Origin of the sequence: Paenibacillus sp. KS-LC4, assembly GCF_036894955.1 — a bacterium.
GTDB lineage: Bacteria > Bacillota > Bacilli > Paenibacillales > Paenibacillaceae > Pristimantibacillus.
Window position 1 is genome coordinate 4,392,321 of record NZ_CP145905.1, and the last position, 19,255, is coordinate 4,411,575.

The 19,255-nt window shown below is 48.9% G+C and carries 18 protein-coding genes and 1 riboswitch; of the genes, 8 read left to right on the top strand and 10 right to left on the bottom strand.

Going from position 1 to position 19,255, the window contains the following annotated elements; all coding sequences use genetic code 11:
• Positions 1 to 2 precede the first annotated feature (2 nt).
• Positions 3 to 1,049 carry an iron ABC transporter permease gene (locus V5J77_RS18505; RefSeq protein WP_338552286.1) on the bottom strand — a complete coding sequence of 349 codons (1,047 nt, stop codon included), beginning with the start codon at positions 1,047 to 1,049 and terminating at the stop codon, positions 3 to 5.
• 199 nt (positions 1,050 to 1,248) lie between these two features.
• On the opposite strand from V5J77_RS18505, the gene V5J77_RS18510 reads away from it, so the two are divergent.
• Together V5J77_RS18510 and V5J77_RS18515 are read left to right on the top strand one after the other, a co-directional pair.
• Entirely contained in the window at positions 1,249 to 1,830 is a 582-nt protein-coding gene (locus V5J77_RS18510; protein ID WP_338552288.1) for a TetR/AcrR family transcriptional regulator, read from the top strand.
• A 63-nt stretch (positions 1,831 to 1,893) separates the two neighbouring features.
• Complete coding sequence (locus V5J77_RS18515; RefSeq protein ID WP_338552289.1) at positions 1,894 to 2,466, top strand: NAD(P)H-dependent oxidoreductase; 573 nt, start codon at positions 1,894 to 1,896, stop codon at positions 2,464 to 2,466.
• A 12-nt stretch (positions 2,467 to 2,478) separates the two neighbouring features.
• Here the strand turns inward: V5J77_RS18515 and thiC are convergent, their stop codons facing one another.
• From thiC to V5J77_RS18530, 3 genes are all read right to left on the bottom strand, one after another.
• The gene (gene thiC / locus V5J77_RS18520; protein ID WP_338552290.1) at positions 2,479 to 4,248 is read right to left on the bottom strand and encodes a phosphomethylpyrimidine synthase ThiC; all 1,770 of its coding nucleotides are present in this window, start codon (positions 4,246 to 4,248) and stop codon (positions 2,479 to 2,481) included.
• A 286-nt stretch (positions 4,249 to 4,534) separates the two neighbouring features.
• Positions 4,535 to 4,640, bottom strand: a riboswitch (TPP riboswitch).
• A 34-nt stretch (positions 4,641 to 4,674) separates the two neighbouring features.
• Positions 4,675 to 5,844 carry a glycosyltransferase family 4 protein gene (locus V5J77_RS18525; protein ID WP_338552292.1) on the bottom strand — a complete coding sequence of 390 codons (1,170 nt, stop codon included), beginning with the start codon at positions 5,842 to 5,844 and terminating at the stop codon, positions 4,675 to 4,677.
• 86 nt (positions 5,845 to 5,930) lie between these two features.
• Positions 5,931 to 6,227, bottom strand: a complete 297-nt coding sequence (locus V5J77_RS18530) for a hypothetical protein (RefSeq protein WP_338552294.1) — start codon at positions 6,225 to 6,227, stop codon at positions 5,931 to 5,933.
• A gap of 138 nt (positions 6,228 to 6,365) precedes the next feature.
• On the opposite strand from V5J77_RS18530, the gene V5J77_RS18535 reads away from it, so the two are divergent.
• A complete protein-coding gene (locus V5J77_RS18535; protein WP_338552295.1) occupies positions 6,366 to 7,130 on the top strand; it encodes a tryptophan-rich sensory protein in 765 nt (254 codons plus the stop codon).
• A gap of 434 nt (positions 7,131 to 7,564) precedes the next feature.
• Here V5J77_RS18535 and V5J77_RS18540 read toward each other — a convergent pair whose 3' ends face one another.
• The 3 genes from V5J77_RS18540 to V5J77_RS18550 form a co-directional block, all read right to left on the bottom strand.
• Complete coding sequence (locus V5J77_RS18540) at positions 7,565 to 7,810, bottom strand: hypothetical protein (RefSeq protein WP_338552296.1); 246 nt, start codon at positions 7,808 to 7,810, stop codon at positions 7,565 to 7,567.
• Positions 7,811 to 8,322: 512 nt separating this feature from the next.
• Positions 8,323 to 8,607, bottom strand: coding sequence for a hypothetical protein (locus V5J77_RS18545; protein ID WP_338552297.1), 285 nt, complete (start codon positions 8,605 to 8,607; stop codon positions 8,323 to 8,325).
• Between the two features lie 126 nt (positions 8,608 to 8,733).
• Positions 8,734 to 9,930, bottom strand: a complete 1,197-nt coding sequence (locus V5J77_RS18550; RefSeq protein ID WP_338552298.1) for an IS110 family transposase — start codon at positions 9,928 to 9,930, stop codon at positions 8,734 to 8,736.
• Positions 9,931 to 11,189: 1,259 nt separating this feature from the next.
• Here V5J77_RS18550 and asd point away from each other — a divergent pair.
• A complete protein-coding gene (asd, locus tag V5J77_RS18555) occupies positions 11,190 to 11,978 on the top strand; it encodes an archaetidylserine decarboxylase (RefSeq protein ID WP_338552299.1) in 789 nt (262 codons plus the stop codon).
• A gap of 188 nt (positions 11,979 to 12,166) precedes the next feature.
• Here the strand turns inward: asd and V5J77_RS18560 are convergent, their stop codons facing one another.
• A complete protein-coding gene (locus tag V5J77_RS18560) occupies positions 12,167 to 13,654 on the bottom strand; it encodes a PLP-dependent aminotransferase family protein (RefSeq protein WP_338552300.1) in 1,488 nt (495 codons plus the stop codon).
• A 197-nt stretch (positions 13,655 to 13,851) separates the two neighbouring features.
• Between V5J77_RS18560 and V5J77_RS18565 the strand changes: the two genes are divergently transcribed.
• The gene (locus V5J77_RS18565; RefSeq protein ID WP_338552301.1) at positions 13,852 to 14,493 is read left to right on the top strand and encodes a pyridoxamine 5'-phosphate oxidase family protein; all 642 of its coding nucleotides are present in this window, start codon (positions 13,852 to 13,854) and stop codon (positions 14,491 to 14,493) included.
• Between the two features lie 213 nt (positions 14,494 to 14,706).
• Here V5J77_RS18565 and V5J77_RS18570 read toward each other — a convergent pair whose 3' ends face one another.
• A complete protein-coding gene (locus tag V5J77_RS18570; RefSeq protein ID WP_338552302.1) occupies positions 14,707 to 15,501 on the bottom strand; it encodes an AraC family transcriptional regulator in 795 nt (264 codons plus the stop codon).
• A gap of 199 nt (positions 15,502 to 15,700) precedes the next feature.
• Between V5J77_RS18570 and V5J77_RS18575 the strand changes: the two genes are divergently transcribed.
• The 3 genes from V5J77_RS18575 to V5J77_RS18585 all read left to right on the top strand — a co-directional run bounded on the left by V5J77_RS18575 (position 15,701) and on the right by V5J77_RS18585 (position 18,865).
• On the top strand, positions 15,701 to 16,996 hold the full coding sequence (locus V5J77_RS18575; RefSeq protein ID WP_338552303.1) for an aminotransferase class I/II-fold pyridoxal phosphate-dependent enzyme: 1,296 nt from the start codon (positions 15,701 to 15,703) through the stop codon (positions 16,994 to 16,996).
• A gap of 136 nt (positions 16,997 to 17,132) precedes the next feature.
• Positions 17,133 to 17,852 carry a response regulator transcription factor gene (locus V5J77_RS18580; protein WP_338552304.1) on the top strand — a complete coding sequence of 240 codons (720 nt, stop codon included), beginning with the start codon at positions 17,133 to 17,135 and terminating at the stop codon, positions 17,850 to 17,852.
• Entirely contained in the window at positions 17,849 to 18,865 is a 1,017-nt protein-coding gene (locus tag V5J77_RS18585; protein ID WP_338552305.1) for a sensor histidine kinase, read from the top strand. The genes V5J77_RS18580 and V5J77_RS18585 overlap by 4 nt, the downstream gene beginning before the upstream one ends.
• Before the next feature lie 78 nt (positions 18,866 to 18,943).
• On the opposite strand, the gene V5J77_RS18590 is transcribed toward V5J77_RS18585, so the two are convergent.
• Positions 18,944 to 19,231: a DUF1330 domain-containing protein gene (locus V5J77_RS18590; protein ID WP_338552306.1), complete on the bottom strand. Its 288-nt coding sequence runs from the start codon at positions 19,229 to 19,231 to the stop codon at positions 18,944 to 18,946.
• Positions 19,232 to 19,255: the final 24 nt, after the last annotated feature.

The following is a 19,255-nucleotide window of genomic DNA, read 5'->3' on the forward strand; positions in this document are numbered from 1 at the left end:
AGCTATAAGTTCCCCCTTTGCTTAACCGCAAGATAAAGGAAGAAGGGAACGCCAATAATCGCAATAAGAGCACCGACCGGGGTCTCATAAGGGCTATTAATCGTACGCGCTACAATATCTGCTACAATGAGCAGAAGCGCGCCAAGCACGGCGGAGCAAGGTATAATCCAGCGGTAATCCACACCTACCAAATAGCGTGCTAAATGGGGAATAATTAATCCAATAAAGCCTACCGCTCCGACAACGGATACCGATGCACCAGCCAAAATAAGCGTAACGATAATGCCGATCGTCTTCGTCAGCTTCGTACGCTGACCAAGGGACACCGCAACATCATCGCCTAGACTAAGCAAGGATATTGAGCGTGAAATCGCAATGGCTACCAGGATGCCGCCGATAATCCAAGGCGCAACAATACCAATCTGCGACCATTTTGTATTGGCAATGCCTCCTGCAAACCAGAAGGCAATGTCCTGTCCAATTTTAAAGTGAATTTGAATCCCTTCCGACAAGCTTACGAACAATGTACTAATAGCTGCTCCTGCAAGCGTCAGCCTAACAGGCGTCAAGCCGCCCTTGGCGAGCGAGCCGATACCGTAGACGATGCCTGCGGCAAGCGCCGCTCCAATGAAACAAATAATCATTATTTCCAAATGCGACATGCCGCGAAAAAAAGCAAAGCACAGCGCCAATGCAAAGCCTGCGCCCGCATTAAGCCCGAGCAAGCTCGGATCGGCCAGCGGATTTCGGGTCATCCCCTGCATAACGGAGCCTGACACCGCGAAGGCCGCCCCTATAAGTGCAGCGGCAAGCGCCCTTGGCATTCTCAGCTCTTGAATAATCTGATGCTGGGTAATATCCGGATTGAAATTAAAAACAGCAGTCCAGACCGTGGATAAGCTAATTTTAGCCGCTCCGACTGAAATAGATAAAGCAAGGCCAAATAATACAGCAGCTGTGCCAACGATAAGAATGATAGTCGCTACTAGCGGCCTCGATCGCTGCCTCATCTGCTTTAATTCCTGTTTTTGCTCCTGTTTCAACGACATGATGCAGCTACCTTTCCCTTCACACCAAACCAAATGGTATCATGATAACGATTCTCGTTTTCAAATATACCAAAGTTTGTTTGTTTATACAAGCGTAATCGGCTGTAGCCATCCTCTATCGGTAAAGCTGCCGTTACGAGGGTGAAATAAAAATGTATGGCCTCTTGCATTTTAGTTAGTGTTCACTTACAATACAAGCATGAACAAAAAATTACATGCCGATAGTAAAAAAAAGGATATTATGCAGGCGGCGATGCTCCTGTTTGCTACGAAGGGTGTTGACGGCGTTTCCGTCAAAGAAATCGGTCAGGCTGCCGGAGTTACGGATGCAGCGATCTACAAGCATTTTAAAAGCAAGGACGCCGTTGCCTTGGAAATTTTTGAGCAGGATTGTGCCAGTTATACCGCTTTAATTGATTATTATGTGCAGAAGGACGGAAGCAGCGCTAGCCGTTTTCGGCAATTAGTCGATGAAGTGCTGCACATGCACGATGAGGACCAGTACGGATTGCTGCTTCTTTCCCAGCAGCATGAGCTGTTTTATACAGCAAGGATGGAAGGGCAGCTTAGACAGCCGCTTGATGCGTTAATAGATTTTATCGAGCAAGGCATGGAGCGCGGCGAGCTTCCAGAGCAAAATGCCCGTCTGTCGGCTGTCATGGTGATTGGCATTATAACCCAGCTTGCGGTATCCAGCATGCATGGCGATCTCCCCTCCCAGCTTGCGCCGGACGCAGAACAGATCAAACGGCATCTATTCGCTTTAATCGGTCATTCGTGACCTTTTCTTTTTGACTTATTGGTTAGTGTTCATTAACTAAAACTAAAGGAGTGTTTCAAAACGATGAACAAAATTTTAATTATTCAAAGCAATCCCGCTGAAGGAAGCTACGGCGAGGCGCTGGCTGCCGCTTATGCTGAGGGCGCCGCTGGCGCCGAGGTTCGTACTATTCATTTGTCCAAGCTCGATTTCAATCCCGTCCTAACCGGTGGCTATAGCAACCTAGCACCGCTGGAGAAGGATTTGCAGGAGGCGCAGGCGCATATCAAATGGGCTGATCATCTTGTTTTTGTATATCCTACATGGTGGGGCGGGCCTCCTGCTTTGCTTAAAGGCTTTATTGACCGCGTCTTCCTGCCCGGCTTTGCTTACAAATATGTGAAAGGAAAGGCGCTTCCCGAGCAGTTGCTCAAAGGAAAAACAGCCCGGATCATCGTCACGATGGACTCACCAGGCTGGTATTATCATATATTCCAAGGGGCAGCCGGCCATAAAATGATGAAAATCAACATTCTGCAATTTTGCGGCATCAAATCTGTTCGCTTCACTACGTTATATGAGGTCAGAAAATCGTCACCTGCCAAAAGACAAGGCTGGCTTGCCAAGGTGAAGCAGCTTGGGGAACGGTTCGCCTAATCCAAAAGCATTTTAAGTTTCGCTCATATATAGCTGACTTCCCGATTCCTTGAACGACTTGGCCCTCTCCTTCATGCCCGCCTCAATGGCCTCCTCCGTCTCAAGCCCGTTTTGCTCGGCGTAATCCCTAATGTCCTGTGTAATGCGCATGCTGCAAAACTTCGGACCGCACATCGAGCAAAAATGGGCCGACTTAGCAGCCTCCGCAGGCAGCGTCTCATCGTGATACGCCATGGCGCGCTCAGGGTCGAGCGACAAATGGAACTGGTCGCGCCAGCGGAACTCGAAGCGAGCCTTCGAAAGTGCATCATCCCGAAGGCGTGCGCGGGGATGACCCTTCGCCAGATCGGCAGCATGAGCCGCTATTTTATACGTGATGACCCCCTCCTTCACATCCTCCTTGTTCGGGAGTCCAAGATGCTCCTTAGGCGTCACATAACAGAGCATCGCGGTGCCGAACCAGCCAATCATAGCTGCGCCAATAGCCGATGTAATATGGTCATAGCCAGGTGCAATGTCCGTTGTCAGCGGCCCGAGCGTATAGAAGGGCGCTTCCTCGCATACCGCCAGCTGGCGGTCCATATTTTCTTTAATCAGATGCATAGGCACATGACCCGGCCCTTCGACCATCACCTGCACGTCATGCTTCCAGGCGATTTTCGTCAGCTCGCCCAGAGTATCCAGCTCGGCAAACTGCGCAGCATCGTTGGCATCTGCTATCGAGCCCGGACGCAGGCCATCACCGAGCGAGAACGCTACATCGTAAGCCTTCATTATTTCGCAAATTTCCTCAAAATGCGTATATAAAAAATTTTCCTGATGGTGGGCCAGACACCATGCCGCCATAATCGAGCCGCCACGCGATACGATGCCCGTTACCCGCTTGGCTGTGAGCGGAATGTAGCGAAGCAATACGCCTGCATGGATTGTAAAATAATCAACCCCCTGCTCCGCCTGCTCGATGAGCGTATCGCGGAACACCTCCCAGCACAGCTCCTCCGCTTTGCCATTCACCTTCTCCAGCGCCTGATAAATCGGCACGGTGCCAACCGGAACCGGGGAATTGCGAATAATCCATTCGCGCGTTGTATGAATATTTTTCCCTGTGGACAAATCCATAATCGTATCCGCGCCCCAGCGCGTCGCCCATGTCATCTTCTCCACCTCCTCCTCAATAGAAGAAGCCACTGCGGAATTACCAATATTCGCATTAATTTTTACATGAAATGACCGTCCAATAATCATGGGCTCGATTTCGGGATGATTAATATTGGCGGGTATGATCGCACGCCCAAGCGCAACCTCCGAGCGGACAAATTCGGGGTCCATCCCCTCTCTTATCGCAATAAACTCCATCTCATGCGTAATGATTCCTCGGCGCGCATAATGAAGCTGGGTGACGTTATGTCCTTTTGCCGCCCGCAGCGGCTGCGTCGTTATTGGAAAAAGCTCCGCTCCGCGCTCGCTCGCCTTCTCCGCTGTCATGAAGCCGTTATCCTCCGGCCTTATCGCGCGTCCGTCATACCGCTCCACATCTCCTCGCCCTTGGATCCAGTTTCCCCTTACATGCGGCAGCCCTTTATAAACATCCGCCTCATAAGCGGTATCCGTATACGGCCCGCTTGCGTCATACACACGGATCGGCGCATTCGGTATTTTTTCACCATTTCTGCCTGTGCTTGCCTCCAGCTCAATTTCGCGCATGGGCACCCAAATATCCAGTCTTGCCGCCGATTCGTACACCTTGCTGCTGCCCGGCAGCGGATTCATAAATATCGTCATATGCAAAAAAACCTCCTATGGCATTATGAAATTCCACCAGGAGGCCCTTACACATAGATTCAGTTGGAAAATGCAGCGCTTTGCGCCTGTTCCTTTGCTTCCACTCCATTAGGCAAAATGACGACGCCCCACAAACGAGGACGCCAAAAGGCGCTCCGCTTGCGTGCTTTTTCAGCCAGAGGGCAGCAAAAAAACCGCTCCGGCGAAGAAGCGGCAGAATGTGCAAACATACGCGAATGGCAGAGCTCCCCCTTTGCTAAAAAAGCAAAAAGAAGCTGCTCGCGATGAACTCACTTTCCCACTTTCCTACGCTGGCATAACCCAGATCAGGTTCAAAGGGACCAAAGCTCACTCGCTTTATCTCAGCCATGAAGGCGCCCCTAGTGGATTTCCTTGTTAGACTATATCGCTTCCATATACTGGTTGTCAATGCGAATCGAACAGTTTTCGTTCATTCAGCACATTCATCCAGCTGCGGCCCGTATGCTGCCAAGTAAAATTCCGCTCCACCCGCTCACGGCTCTTCTTCCCCATGCTAGCCCTAAGCTCGGAGCTTGAGAGCAGAGCATGGAGTCTGGCTTTTAGCTCACTTTCCAGGTTTTGCTGCGATATCAAATAGCCGGTGACGCCGTCGCGCACAATTTCCTTCATGCCTCCCGCCCGAGTCGCCACTACGGGAAGACCGGTCGCCATCGCTTCAACATTGACAAGACCGAATGCCTCTCGCTGACCCGAAGGCACGATCGCCATATCGGCGGCTAAAAACCAGTCTGGCACTTCGGTATAAGGCACATATGGAACGAAGCGCACATGGTTCGGATAAGCGCGGCCGAGCTGCTGGAGCTTGCGGGAATAAGCAGTCGAGCGATGCGAGCCGTAGAACGGACTGCCGACGATGACGGCAAGCATATTGGGATGTTTTTTTACCAGCTCAGGCATAATATGCAGCAGATGGTGAACGCCCTTAAGCGGAATGAGTCTGCCGAGAAAAATAACGACCTCGCGGCCCTCCAGCTTTTTCAACTGCCGCTGCCGCTGCCGCTTCTGTCGTCCTTCCTCGGTAAACCGCGACGGAAAAAGCTCCGTCTCTACGCCGGGATAGACGACTCTTATTTTCGCTGCCGATTCAGGCGCCCTCGTCGCAACGACACGGCGCAGAAATTCGCTATTTACAATAATACGATCAGCCGCTTGCAGACTTTGGTGCAGCCTTGCCGGCGATATGTGCCCGGGGCTGAGAAAAGTAGAGGAATGCAGGCTCAGCCAAATTCGGGCAGCCGGCAGCTTTTTCTTCAGAGTAAGCACATGATGGGGACGGTTCTCCACTTGAATAACATGAGGCTTATAAGCAACTAGAGAACGGCCTACAGCTGCGATATAGCTGGCTTTATTCACAGCTGGAAATCTGATGCAGGCAACGCCACCCACTTGCCCATTGCCCTTAAGACCTTTAGCCGTCCGTCCGTAAATGCGGGGATGGATGCGATTTTTAAGAAGTGGAACGAACTTTTCGACTACCCGCTCGACCGAGCTGCTTTTCGCGGATGGGATCGGAAATGACCCTGGTGTAACAAACGCCACTTTGGCAAGCGTCATTTCGTGCAACTGCCTCCTTGCGCATTAAAATGGCCATATTTGCGATAGCATACGCACCATTCGCGCAAATTGCCACTAGCTGAGGTCTAGGCGGTCGGTCGAAATACATTCATAGCCATTCGCGCAGTCGCATAAATTGCCAAATAAGCCCCTCCGATTATAAAGACTGGATTAAGCAGCACCGCATGAATTTCCGTCATAAAAACCGTGTCGCGCAGCATCGTTCTCGCTACAGCAGAAGCAATGGAAATAAACGTCGTAAACAGCAAAATGGCAGCGAGTGTATCCATTACAAGTTGCGTCTTGGGGCTGCGGGAGCCCAGCCATCCTGCGATCAGAGAGCAGGCCGCAAAAATCAGTGTAATGATAATCGTGATGGTCATTTACATCCCCCTTCTCTTTTGTGCTATCCTACATGAAGCTTAAGCATTTTGTATAAGAAATAAACGAGAAAACGTGAAATAAATGCTTGAACAGGTGAATAGACAATAAGAGATGCACGAGGAGAGGAGAAAAATAAAATGAATAGAGCCTATCGCTGGTTAAACGCTTTCGGACTGCTGATCGTAATTGTCGTCAATGCACTTGCCGTCACCTTGCCCCTTGGAGGCAAAACGACGGCCCAGCTTGCGGCGCAATATCCCATTCTGTTCATGCCCGCTGGCTATGCCTTCTCCATATGGAGCCTCATTTATTTGCTGCTTGCCGGATTTGTTATCTACTCCTTTCTGCCCTCAGGCAGAGCAAGCAAACTGCCCGCACAAATTGGCATACTGTTTTTTGTAAGCTGCCTGTTCAATGCGGCTTGGATTTTTGCCTGGCAGTACGAGAAGGTGTATGCCAGCGTATTTATAATGCTTGCACTGCTCATCACGCTGATCGCCATTTATACGCGCGTCAGAACGCCCGGCTGGCAGACGGCAACGACTGGCGAACGTTTTTTCGTAAATCTGCCATTTAGCCTTTATCTCGGCTGGATCAGCGTAGCGACTATTGTCAATATTACTTCTGCGCTGTACAAGTCGGGCTGGCAGGGCTTTGGGCTGTCTGAGACGACTTGGACGATTATTTTGCTGGCCGTCGCTACCTTGATTGCCTTAAGTCTTGGCTGGAGCTACCGCGATGCCGCTTTCGTCGCCGTCTTCATCTGGGCGTTCATCGCCATCATCGTCAAGCAGCAGGAGCATGAAGCCATCGTCTTCAGCACACTCGCTGTCACGATCGTGCTCGTGTTGTTTATTGTGTTTTTGCTGGTGTTGAAGCTGCGAAGGAATCGTGGGTGGTAGGGATAAATGGGAATGGGGGGGAAATGGAAGGGACCCGCGCTTGCGATTTCCCCACACCTAAAAAAACCTTGAGAGGCAGGATAAGGCCGCTCAAGGTTCTTCTTTGAATGAAACAAATAATTGACTATTTACTTCCTCCACCGTGCCCCAAACTTTTCAGTGACTTCTTCTTTAATTTCTGTTAGTCATTTAATGATTTCACTTTTTGTAAAATGATCTAATGTCGACAGTACGAGGGCGTAATTTAATCTTATTTGCTGATGATTCAAATTTCTCTAATGCAATATTTCGACCCATTCACTAGCTTGACTCATTATCTTGGGTACGGAATCATGGAAGTGACTCACCATAATTAACCTGTTCAAAGCAACCGAAGAACGTTATTCATAGATAAATTCAACTAACACGATGCAATTTTCAAACTTTTACCTCATCTAAGAAGCGTATGACATTGTATCAGGAAAAACTCCATCGCCTTCTGTGAGTATTCTAATTAGTGCAGAGGCTGTTCGGAAATAATAGAAATTCGAGGTTGAGCCAGGAACCCTTTCTAGTTCTTCAGGTTCTCCATTTGTTTTATTCAACTTCATTCTCCCTAAAGTATCTTTATCAGGACCAAATTTATAAACTACATATTCTTCTGTTTCTTCTTCTTTGACTAATAGAACATAAGTAGCCACGATAATACCACCTTTTTATATTATGGATATTTCGATTAAATATAATACTTTAGAGCTTCTGCATGCCCCTGTTCATATGTTAGAGCATCATATAGTTTGACTCAAATAATTCATGATATAGAAACAATATATCATGAATTATTAAAATCCCCTTTTTTAGCATTTCCTCGCCAAAGCCTGTTGATAATCTAGGACAAGTGACTTAATCTTACTATTGTCGAATTTATATTTTTCATTTGCCACATACAGCATGTAAAGCATACTTTTAGATATGTATAACATCCGCCTTAAGAGAGCTTTGCCTTTATATCCTCCCCCAGCGGAGCGCAGCATTTTAAAGTTGTGTAGCATTTTAAAAATCCTATGAGAAGGAGAAACCAACAAAAAAAACAGGTCAATCATGGTAGTATCTGACCATAATCGACCTGCTCAATATAATACATTAGCATTATTTATGAGGTAAATTTAAAGCTTTTGATGTGCGTACAACAAGCGAGCTCTATGGGCAGGCACTATGTTTTGTCGCGGTTCATTCCAGCCAGCTTGAAGCTAGGCATCGCGAAACCCTTCAGAGCCAGATGAGCAAAGAAAAAAAGAAAATCAATTAGGCGCTGCGGAGCTTGGCCGCGGAACGCTTTGCCTGTGAGCACGATGCCGAGCAGCGAATCCAGCATTCGGCAAACAGCAAAAATGAAGGTGGCATGCCACCCATTTAGAGACCAGTTCGGAAACGTATCCCTTACCGCATGCCAAGCGAGGTCGTCCGAAGTCAGAATAGGGTTTGAGAGTTTACACAAACCAGCTAATATCATGTCAATACTTTCGCGCAAACTATTTTATTTTCTAAAATACAGAAAAAGACAGTACGAAAGTAACCCCAGTGAAAACTGGAGTTTTGTGTAAAATTATCCTTTTTTAAAGGGTTAGGAAGGGCGGTAATAAACCGATTTTGTAAGCATGGCGAAAATTATATGCAATAATTTATTGGTGCAAGCAATAAGTGCAACCCGGTGAGGCTTTCCTTCAAGCCTCTTCTTGTCATAAAAATTCCGAATATTTTCGTTTCTCACTGCTCCTCGAATACCGCAAAGCACAGCCAGATAAAGCGCTCTTCTTAGACGGGAAGACCCTCGTTTGGTTATACGATTCTTAGTGGCTGCAAATTTACCTGATGAGAATACGCTAGGATCAATACCTGCAAATGCTACAAGTTTTTTGGCATGAGGGAACGAGGAGATGTCCCCAATCTCTGCAAGAATGGATGACGCAAGCTTATCTCCAATACCAGGAATAGAGCGCAATAAGTCAAAACCTTGAATGCTTGTTGCTTTGATTTTGATGGCTTGCTCAAGATCAGCAAGATGGTTTTGATACTCCATGAGCAAGCTAATCATAAGAAGCAGTGCTCTGACTTGTGATGGGCTGTAATCTACGATGAGACTGTTCTTGGCAGCACAAATGATCGCGTCGGCTTTACGAGATGCCCAGGACATCGACCGATTGCAGTGTGTACGAATGATCGTCTCCATTTCACCATGACTTGTAATGAGGACGTGTTCCGGTGTCGGATATTTCCTCAACACCTCAAGTGCAGTTTTGGAGAATAGCTGACCAAATATGTTGGAGTACAGCGGAAATAGTTGATCCAATATCGCTTGGAAGTTAAGCTGGGCTTGAACATAGGTATGGCTAATCATTTCGTGCTGCCTACATAAGAATCGAAGCTCGTCTTGTTCAAGGGGTCTTGATGGAGCTGCCTGGAGCTCTTCTTTGTAAAAGAGCTCTGCTAGATGTTTAGCATCTTCGGCATCGGTTTTCACTTTCCTTAGTTTGGATTTACGTGCACGTTGCGGGATAAGTGGATTGAGTGTAATGACCTCATAGCCCTTCTTTTGCAATACAGCTACAATTCCTAGATGGTAATGCCCAGTGGATTCGAGAACAACAACGGGCCTCAGACCGACCAACGTTTCAACCTCTTGTAACTTTAGTAACAAGATATTCATTTCTTCATGAGTATGCTGAAAGCGGAAGGGCTTTCCGTAAGGTTTGTTTCTTTCAAGTAAGATAAATCCTTCGCTTTCTCCCTTAGACACATCAATGCCAATAACAGGTCTCATAAGCTCCTCCTACAAATGAAATCGCCGGCCCTACTAACTATTGCACGTCCATAGCTTCGCGTGTTATTCGAGATCTAGGTCTCAACCAGCTTAATCATGGTTTGTACAATAGCAGGTGGACAGTTTGTGTAACGGGCTTATTGCCCAGATATTTTATCGTCCTCCCCGGCTACAGCTATTGTAAATGAAAATGAGGTCAACCAGATTAAGCTGGCTAACCTCATAATACGAGAATATTTTACAGACTCTTTACAGATTTTCAATATCGATAGCTTCCTTAACTACAAACCTTTCATACCATCCATTTAAAGGGAAATTTGAAACATTGACTATATCCAATTCTAGATTCCAATCGCTGATACCGCTGCTGGTCTGACTGAATTTAATGCCATCTAGTTGGCTCCCTATCTACAAAATCATGAAATTAAAAATTTACAATTTATGATATAACCTAATTTAATAATTTTCCACATTATTTTTCTGAAACATTTCTGAAACTCCTTTCCACGGCAAATAATCATAATTTTTTTCAAAAAAAACTTTTATAAACAAGTATTACACACTATTAATCACGTAGTTATTTTTAATCCTCTGCTTCGCACTCCTCAACTAAACTCATTGCTATATAGATACTACGTCTTTCACTTCATTATTTTATATACAAAAAAATCCTCTTTTTCAAAATAATTAAGGAAAGAAACAGCATATGAATTTCACTCAGAAAATAAGGATTATCCTCTGTACAAGGATAGACCCGGCGGGCTTCGCGGACTCAGCAGCCGCTATTTCAAGTAGATCAAAGGAATAACACTCGGCGCGGACTCAGGAGCCGTTATTGCCCCGTCATAAGTCCTATTAATAAGTTATTGAGGGTAATAACGAATCTCCTGTCCACTTACAACCTGAAATTGGGACAGAAACCCAATTAGCGGCTTCTGTGTCCGCCAGCTTTCAAGTGAACCTCTACCTGCATGCATTTAGCAAAAGAAATCTTAACAGCACTCTCACTCCGCGATAACTAAAGCCTCTGTTTTCAGAAGAAGTCTATTTATTCACCGTTGCCTTATTAGCTTGTTTAACAAACCCCTTGCAAAGGTTAGAGTATCAAATAGACAACAAAATGGATGTGTCGTGCCCTTTCCACTTTCCTTACTATAAATGGTCGCGAATCAAACCTATTGCTTTGTGATGCGGGTTGTGGCACACTGTTTGGGACAAGCACCACTATTCGAAGCAAGAAAGGACGTGACGGTACGAGCATGCTAGATGGATTACTTCGTGCCATGACGGAATTAAGCTCACGCAAGTCAATTTCGAGATTGACTGGGCGTTTTGCACAATCCAGAGCGAGCCGCCGTTTTATTCCGCGCTTTGCTGCCATGTATGGAATTAAGGTCGAGGAAGCCGAGAAACCGTTAAATGAATACGCTACGCTAAATGAATTTTTCACCCGGCGATTAAAGCCAGGCATGCGATCAATAGACGATAGCGCAGACAGCCTCGTAAGTCCGGTTGACGCTCTTATTACAGGAATTGGACCGATTGAAGACGGAACAATTGTCAATGTAAAAGGGCAGGATTACACGATTGAAGAGCTGCTGAACCGTTCGCCGAGAGCAGAAAACTATCGGAACGGCCATTATTTTGTCCTTTATTTGAGCCCGACCGATTATCATCGGATTCATGCTCCTGTGGCTGGCACAATTGTGGAGAGCGAGCATATTCCCGGCAAGGTGTATCCAGTTAATGATTTCGGCTTAACCAAAATGCGCCGGGTGCTCAGCCGCAATGAACGGCTTATTACTTATATTAAACATAGCGGCGGCGAGACAGCTGTCGTGAAAGTCGGCGCTATGAACGTCAGCAGCATTCGCTATGTTGAGCCGCTGTCGCCGCATACCGTAAAGGGTGGCGATCTTGCTTATTTTGAGTTCGGATCAACAGTTGTGCTGCTGACTGAAAATAAAACCTTCATCCCGCTGCCTAGCCTAAAGCTCGGACAGAAGGTGAAAATGGGCGAAGCGCTCGGCCGCTTGCTGCCGCGTTAGCCCTCACACTCGCCTTTCGGGTGTATTGCAGCAACAGTGAACACCACATTTCATATCAAAAAAAGCTCGCTGCCTGTGCGGAGAAATATCCGCCAGGCAGCGAGCTTTTGTCTGCTTACGCAGCTGCGAGCCACTGCAATGCTGCTGCTTTGTTCTACTGCTTTGCTCTGCATCCGTTCTGCATCCGTTCAGCCGCGCTGCCGCTGAACGTCCTCCCAGCATGCCGCAATTCGCCGCATGCCCTCCTTAATATCGGCTTCGGCCAAATGCGCGAAGCCGAACAGCGCAGCCGGAGCGCGTCGCTCCTCCGGCTGCCGCCATAGCCGCTCGCCGCGGTTCCAGCTGACGCCCTCCCGCTGGCAGCGCTCAAGCAGCCGCTCATAATCCGCGGCTGCCCCAAGCCACACGCCGTACTGATGCAAGCCTGCATCCGACGGCGTAAACCGGAACAAGCCCGCGAGCTGCTCCGCGGCTTGTTCCTTAAAGAGCTTGAGGCGCCGTCCGCAGGTGCGCCTCATCCGCCGCAAATGCCGAACATACTGCCCGCTCGCCATAAACACGGCGAGCGCCCGCTGCTCCGCAATTGAGCTCGGGCTCGGCTCAAGCAAATACTTCGCCCGGCGCAGCGGCTCCCGCAGCGCCTCCGGCGTAATGACATAGCCCAGCCGCAGGTCGGCGTACATCGTCTTGGAGAAGGTGCCGACGTACACGACCCGTCCCTCGTGGTCGAGCGTCTTGAGCGGCTCCGCCGGGCGACCGCCCCAGCGGAATTCGCTGTCATAATCGTCTTCGATGATGACAGCATTGCGCCGGGAAGCCCATCGCAGCAGCTCCAGCTTGCGCTCTGGAGCTAGCTGTGCCCCCGTCGGATACTGGCGCGTCGGCGTCACAAACAGCAGCTTCGCATCCCAGTCCTGCGGAATGATGCCATAATCATCAACCTCCGCATCCAAGATAATCCCGCCAGCGGCTGAAATCGCCTGCCTTATTCCGGGATAGCAAGGGTTTTCTGCCACTACTCGATCACCCGGCTCAATCAATAGCTGTGCAAGGAGGGCAATGCCATACATGGAGCCGCTCGTAATAAACAGCTTGTCTACGCTCGTAATCATGCTGCGCTCACGTCGAAGCTCGCTCGCAATCGCTTCGCGCAGCGGCAGGTGTCCTTCTATCGCTCCATAATCCTCATACTGGCGCTCAAGCAATCCTCTGACCTCTGCAAACATTGCCGTCTTCCATTCATTTTGCGGAAACAGCAGCGTATCTGCATAACCAACCTCAAACGCAATGAAATCCGACTCCTCCCGCACAGACCGTTTCGTATACCCTTTTATATGCGGCAATCGCTGCGCCCATGATGATAACGCAAGCGCACTGCCGCTCCCTTCTCGTCCATTCTCCGCTTTGGCAGCTGGCGGCTTGCTATAGGAAACGTAGGTGCCGCTTCCCCTCCCAGACCTGACAAAGCCTTCCGCATACAGCATATCGTACGCAGCATTCACCGAGCCCCGCGACATGCCATAGCTTGCCGCAAGCCTTCTACTGGAGGCAAGCCGCCTCCCATCCTCCAGCATTCCAGCGATAATACCTTCGCGCAGCGCCATAAACAGCGCATCCGCCTTGCGCCCCAGCTCCTCATAATACCGCTCATAAGCCGCGCGGCAGCGATCATCCATTTTTCACCCTCCAATGCTCTTGCCATTTCTATATATACCCCCGAGTTCCCTGCTATTCCGAAAGTGGTTCAATAAAATTACTCTAAAGTGGATCTTTTTATATGTCAATATTCCGTTTAAACTTGCAAATATCGAGCTGAATGCTTGGCATATCCTTACTCAGGTTACCGCAAACGTTACGAAAGGAGCAGTCCGCTATGCGCAGAAAAGAATTTGCAATCGGAAGTGAAGATGAACAAGAGGTTACCGCCTTTTTGGAGGAAATGAGCTATGGCTTTCTAGGAACAGCTCGAGCGGATAGCGCTCCTTCCATTACCCCGCTGAATTATATTTATTTGAATGGAAACATTTATTTTCACGGCAGCCGCGTAGGGGATAAAATGGCACTGCTAGGGGCAGATCCGCGCGTCACCTTCTGTGTGGCCAAGGAATATGCGATTATCCCTTCCCATTTTACCGATCCGCTGATGGCCTGTCCGGCTACCGCCTTTTTCAAATCGGTCATTATTGAGGGTACGGCATCGGTTGTCGAGGATTTGATGGAGAAGGGCGAGGCGCTGCAAGCACTAATGAATAAGCTTCAGCCAGAAGGCGGGCATTTGCCGATTGCCGGGGATGATCCCGCCTACAGGGGCAGACTCAAGGGAGTTGCCGTCGTAAAAATCGTGCCGCAGCAAATGAACGCGAAGTTCAAATTCGGCCAAAATGCCGACGAGCACAAACGCGAAGCTATTACAACGGGCCTGCTGGCGCGCGAACGAGAGCTCGATGCGGAGACGGTCGACCTCATGCGCCGTTACTGCCCGCACCATAAGGAGCAAGCTCATCCGGGCGACTAACCATACTCGATCCATTTGCAAATGTGACATTTATATATTTAGTCCGATACTTATATTTGCTTATATTTCAAAAAAAGCCGAGCGCCCTTCTACCCTTTGTTGTCGGGATTGAAGGCCGCTCCGGCTTTTTTAAGAACTGCTTATTTTTCCAGCTGCGCATTCATACGAGCTTCTTATCCTAACAAGCTGTCTAGCCTAACGAGTTTTTTACGACTAGCGAATTTCCGACGGACTCCGACCGGTATACTGCTTGAATTGGCGGCTGAAGAAAAAAATATCGCGGTAGCCCAAAGCGTCAGCCACCTCCGTCACATTCATGCCCGCATGCATCAGCAGATGCTGGGCGCGGTCAATGCGCGTGCTGATCATATAGGTCTGGACCGACATGCCGATCAGCTCCTTGAATTTCATCGAGAAATAACGCGGCGACAGCTGGGCGCGCATGGCAAGATCCTCCACCCGGTGGGCAATGCCGGGATTTTGCCGGACATAGTTGGCGACCTCGTGTATCGCCTCTGTGAGCTGATTGCTCGCTTTTTTCTCCACGGGCGTTTGCTTCGTCACTCGATCCTCCCGCAGCAGATGGATCATGAGCTGCTTCAGCACAAGGCGCGCTTCAATTTCCGCCGCATAGGTTTTGACCAAAAACAGCCGCACATAGCGTGACAGCATATATTCAAAATCTACCGTATCTAGCAGCTGACGGTACCTCTCCGGCACCAGCACCGGCTCTTCTGCCGTATCAAAGTGTATGTAAGTTAAAACCAGAGGCTTCTGCGGATTATGGGTCGCACTCGTATAGTCGCCTGGACGGAACAGGAAGCAGCTTCCTTTACCAACCGGATAATGAACGCCGCCCACCTCGACTTCCCCTTCACCGCTCCATACATAAAATAAATCAAAATTAGCCATCGGCTTTTCACGACGCTGCCATTTCCAGCCCGGCTCGCAAACGATCTTCGCGAAAGGCGGCAGCAATAAATATGCATCGGGCGATAAATGCAGCATAAAACCCTCCTGATACGTAAGCCTATGCCGTCATCATACACCAGCGCCAAACTTTAGCGCAACCCCGGCTGGCTGTCGTCACATTTTCCAAAAAAATTTGAATTTGAAATGGTTCTGATACGTTAAAAAATGATATAATAGCTCCCGATAAGTATGATCAGAAAATGAATTGATTTTTCGGAAGGATGGAATGAAGTTCATGAACCCACTTGCTCAGCAGTTGAATGAGACGCTCTCCGCAGAAAGTCCGAACGTCCATGCCATGTTGTCAGCTTTAGGAAAAGCCATTTATTTCCCGAAGGAAGGCATACTTAGCCAATCGGCAGAGGCGAAGGCGAAGGCGGGGACGTTTAATGCTACAATCGGCATTGCGATCGAAGACGGACAGCCGATGCACCTTAAGGTCATTCAGGATACACTGACTGCATACAACCCTAAAGATCTATATGAATATGCACCCCCTGCGGGCAAACCTGAGCTGCGCGCAGCTTGGCTTGAGAAAATGCTCAAAGAAAATCCTTCGCTGGAGGGCAAGCGTCTAAGCAATCCTATCGTCACAAACGCTTTAACGCATGGGCTGAGCATTGTTGCCGACCTGTTCGCAGAAGCGGGCGATACCGTTATTGTTCCAAATAAAAACTGGGAAAACTACGAGCTGACCTTCGGCATCCGCCGCGGTGCGGAAATTGTAGAATACCCTTTGCTTAATGATAGCAATATGTTTAACAGTGAGGGCTTGCGCGAAACACTGCTTGCCCAGAAGGACAAAGGCAAAGCCATCGTTCTGCTTAACTTTCCGAACAACCCGACTGGCTATACGCCAGGCCTCCAAGAAAGCGAAGAGATTGTAGCCGCTGTAAAGGACGCTGCGGATGCAGGCATTAATGTCGTCGTTGTAACCGACGACGCTTACTTTGGCTTATTTTTCGAGGATTCGGTTCACGAGTCGCTGTTCGGCAAATTTGCCGATCTGCATCCTCGCGTCTTAGCTGTCAAAGTTGATGGTGCGACGAAGGAGGATTATGTTTGGGGCTTCCGCGTCGGCTTTATTACGTATGCTGCTGCTTCGGGCGCCGTATTGAATGCGCTGGAGCAGAAGACGCTTGGCATTATTCGAGCTACGATTTCCAGCGGACCGCATCCTTCGCAAACGTTTGTGCTGAAGGCTTTGCAATCGCCTGATTTTGACGCGCAGAAAGCGGAGAAATACGATATTATGAAGGGTCGCGCCAATCGCGTCAAGGCGCTGCTTGATAGCGGCCGTTATGGCGATACGCTAGCCTATTACCCGTTCAACTCCGGCTATTTCATGTGTCTCAAGCTTAGCGGCGTGTCGGCTGAGGCTGTACGTGTTCGCCTGCTTGAGGAATACGGCATCGGAACGATTGCCCTTGGCGAGACCGATCTTCGCGTCGCCTTCTCCTGCATTGAGGAAGCAGACTTGGAGTCGCTTTACGACACGATTTATAAAGCCGTAACCGAACTGCTCGCTTAGTCATAATAGCCTTTCATTGCTTTCCCCTTGGATAGTAGCCGTGTATAATACGGTTACGGCCAAGGGGTTTATTTTGTTTTATAATAAAAGAAGACCAACTGAAATAGAGCTACGCTGCGTAAGGAGCTGAATAACGATGTACACGATCATGATAGTCGAGGACGATGCGAAGATCGCTGAGCTTCTGCGGGCGCATATTGAGAAATATGGCAACACAGCGGTTGTGACGACTGATTTTGCCCGCGTCATGGAGCAATTCGAGCGTGTAAAGCCGCATATTGTACTGATGGATATTAACCTGCCAAGCTTTGACGGCTTTTATTGGTGCCGGCAAATTCGCACCGCCTCCACCTGCCCGATTATTTTCATTTCCGCCCGCAGCGGCGAAATGGATACGGTGCGCGCCATCGAAAATGGCGGCGACGATTATTTGACCAAGCCCTTCCATTATGAGGTCGTCATGGCGAAAATCCGCAGCCAGCTAAGACGCGTTTACGGCGACTATGCCCAAGCCGCTGGGGAGCGCTTGGTCGAGCATGCCGGATTGATTTTGTATCCCGAGCGAATGGAGCTTCATCTATCCGGGCAATTTGTGGCTTTGACGAAAAAGGAAACCGTGCTTGTGGAGACGCTGCTCCAGCGCTGCCAAAGGCTCGTAAGCCGGGAAACGATTTTGGAGAAGCTGTGGGATGATTATACGTATGTCGATGACAATGCGCTTAGCGTCAATATAACGCGTGTTCGCAAAAAGCTGGCTGAGCTCGGTATTGAAGGAGCACTCGAAACGGTACGCGGCACAGGCTACCGCTTGAACGACAGCTGGACAACTGGCGAGCCGCAGAGCGAGCGCCGATGAAGCTTTTTTTACGGGATCAGCTTACACTTGTATTATTTATGCTCATCCAGCTCATCGTAGTGACCGCCGTATTCTGGCTGGATGGCTATAAAGATATGGTGATCGCCTCGTACGCCCTGCTGCTTGGCCTCTGCGTATTTATAGGCTTTCTGGCTTACCGTTATGTAACCCATCGCCGATTTTATGCGCTGCTCAGCAGCAAGCAGTCAGGTCTTGAGGAGTCAATCCAGCAGCTTGAGTCCGCCCCCCTCCCTGCGGCGCTCGCCGAGCTGCTGCAGCTTCAATATCGCCACTACCAGAAGCGGATGATTGAAGGAGAGCGCAAGCAGCAAAATCATCTGACCTTTATGAATCAGTGGGTGCATCAGATGAAAACGCCGCTTTCCGTGCTGGAGCTTATGCTGTCGGAGGAGTTGGATGAACGCAACAACAGCATGCGGGAAGAAACGGATCGCATTCGCAAAGGTCTCGATATGGTTCTGTACGTCGCCCGGCTGGAAACGTTCGAGCAGGATTTTCAGGTGGAGAAAATTCAATTGCGAGAGCTTGCCAACGCGGTGATTTTGGAAAACAGACGGCTGTTTATTCGCAGCTTCGTGTACCCGGATATGCAAATCGAGGAACAGCTAGTCGTGGAGACGGACGGCAAATGGTTGAGGTTTATTGTGCAGCAGCTGATCGCCAATGCCGTCAATTATTCAGCAGGCAGCGGTGCGAAAATAACCATTAGCGGCTACCGAAGCGAGCGTTCGGTCATCCTTGAGGTGAAGGATGATGGGGTCGGCATTCCTCCCTCTGATTTGAGCCGTATTTTCAACGCCTTTTTCACCGGGGAAAATGGGCGGGCGTACAAGGAATCGACGGGCATGGGCCTGTACATCGTCCGAACCGTGCTCGATAAAATGAATCATGAGATCGAGGTTGAATCTAAAGTAGGAGCTGGCAGCGGCACGACGATGCGAATTATTTTTCCCTTTGCCGCTGTTCAATCCGTTGATCGACATCCTAAATAATCGCGCTTTAAACGATTACGCGCACAAGAAAGGAACAAGCAGACAGCCCTTAGGAGGCAATCTGCTTGTTTTTCTTAATTATAAGCCCTCCACGACAATCGTTTTTCCAGTAGAGTTTTCCCATCTTATTTTTTTCAACGGTTTGTACATCTCCGAATGATAAAAGGCCTCAATGCTTTGCTTGTTAGGAAACTCCAATATGACAATTCTCTTCGGCTGCCAGTCTCCTTCCATCGTCGTTACATTGCTATCATGAACGATCGGGCGGCCCCCGAAGTGTGCAATGACATCAAAAATCTGATCCTCGTAGCTCTTGAAATTTACCGGGTTGAAAATATCAATATCGATCACGAGATATGCGCTCAAGCGGACAGCTCCTTTCGTTAATGA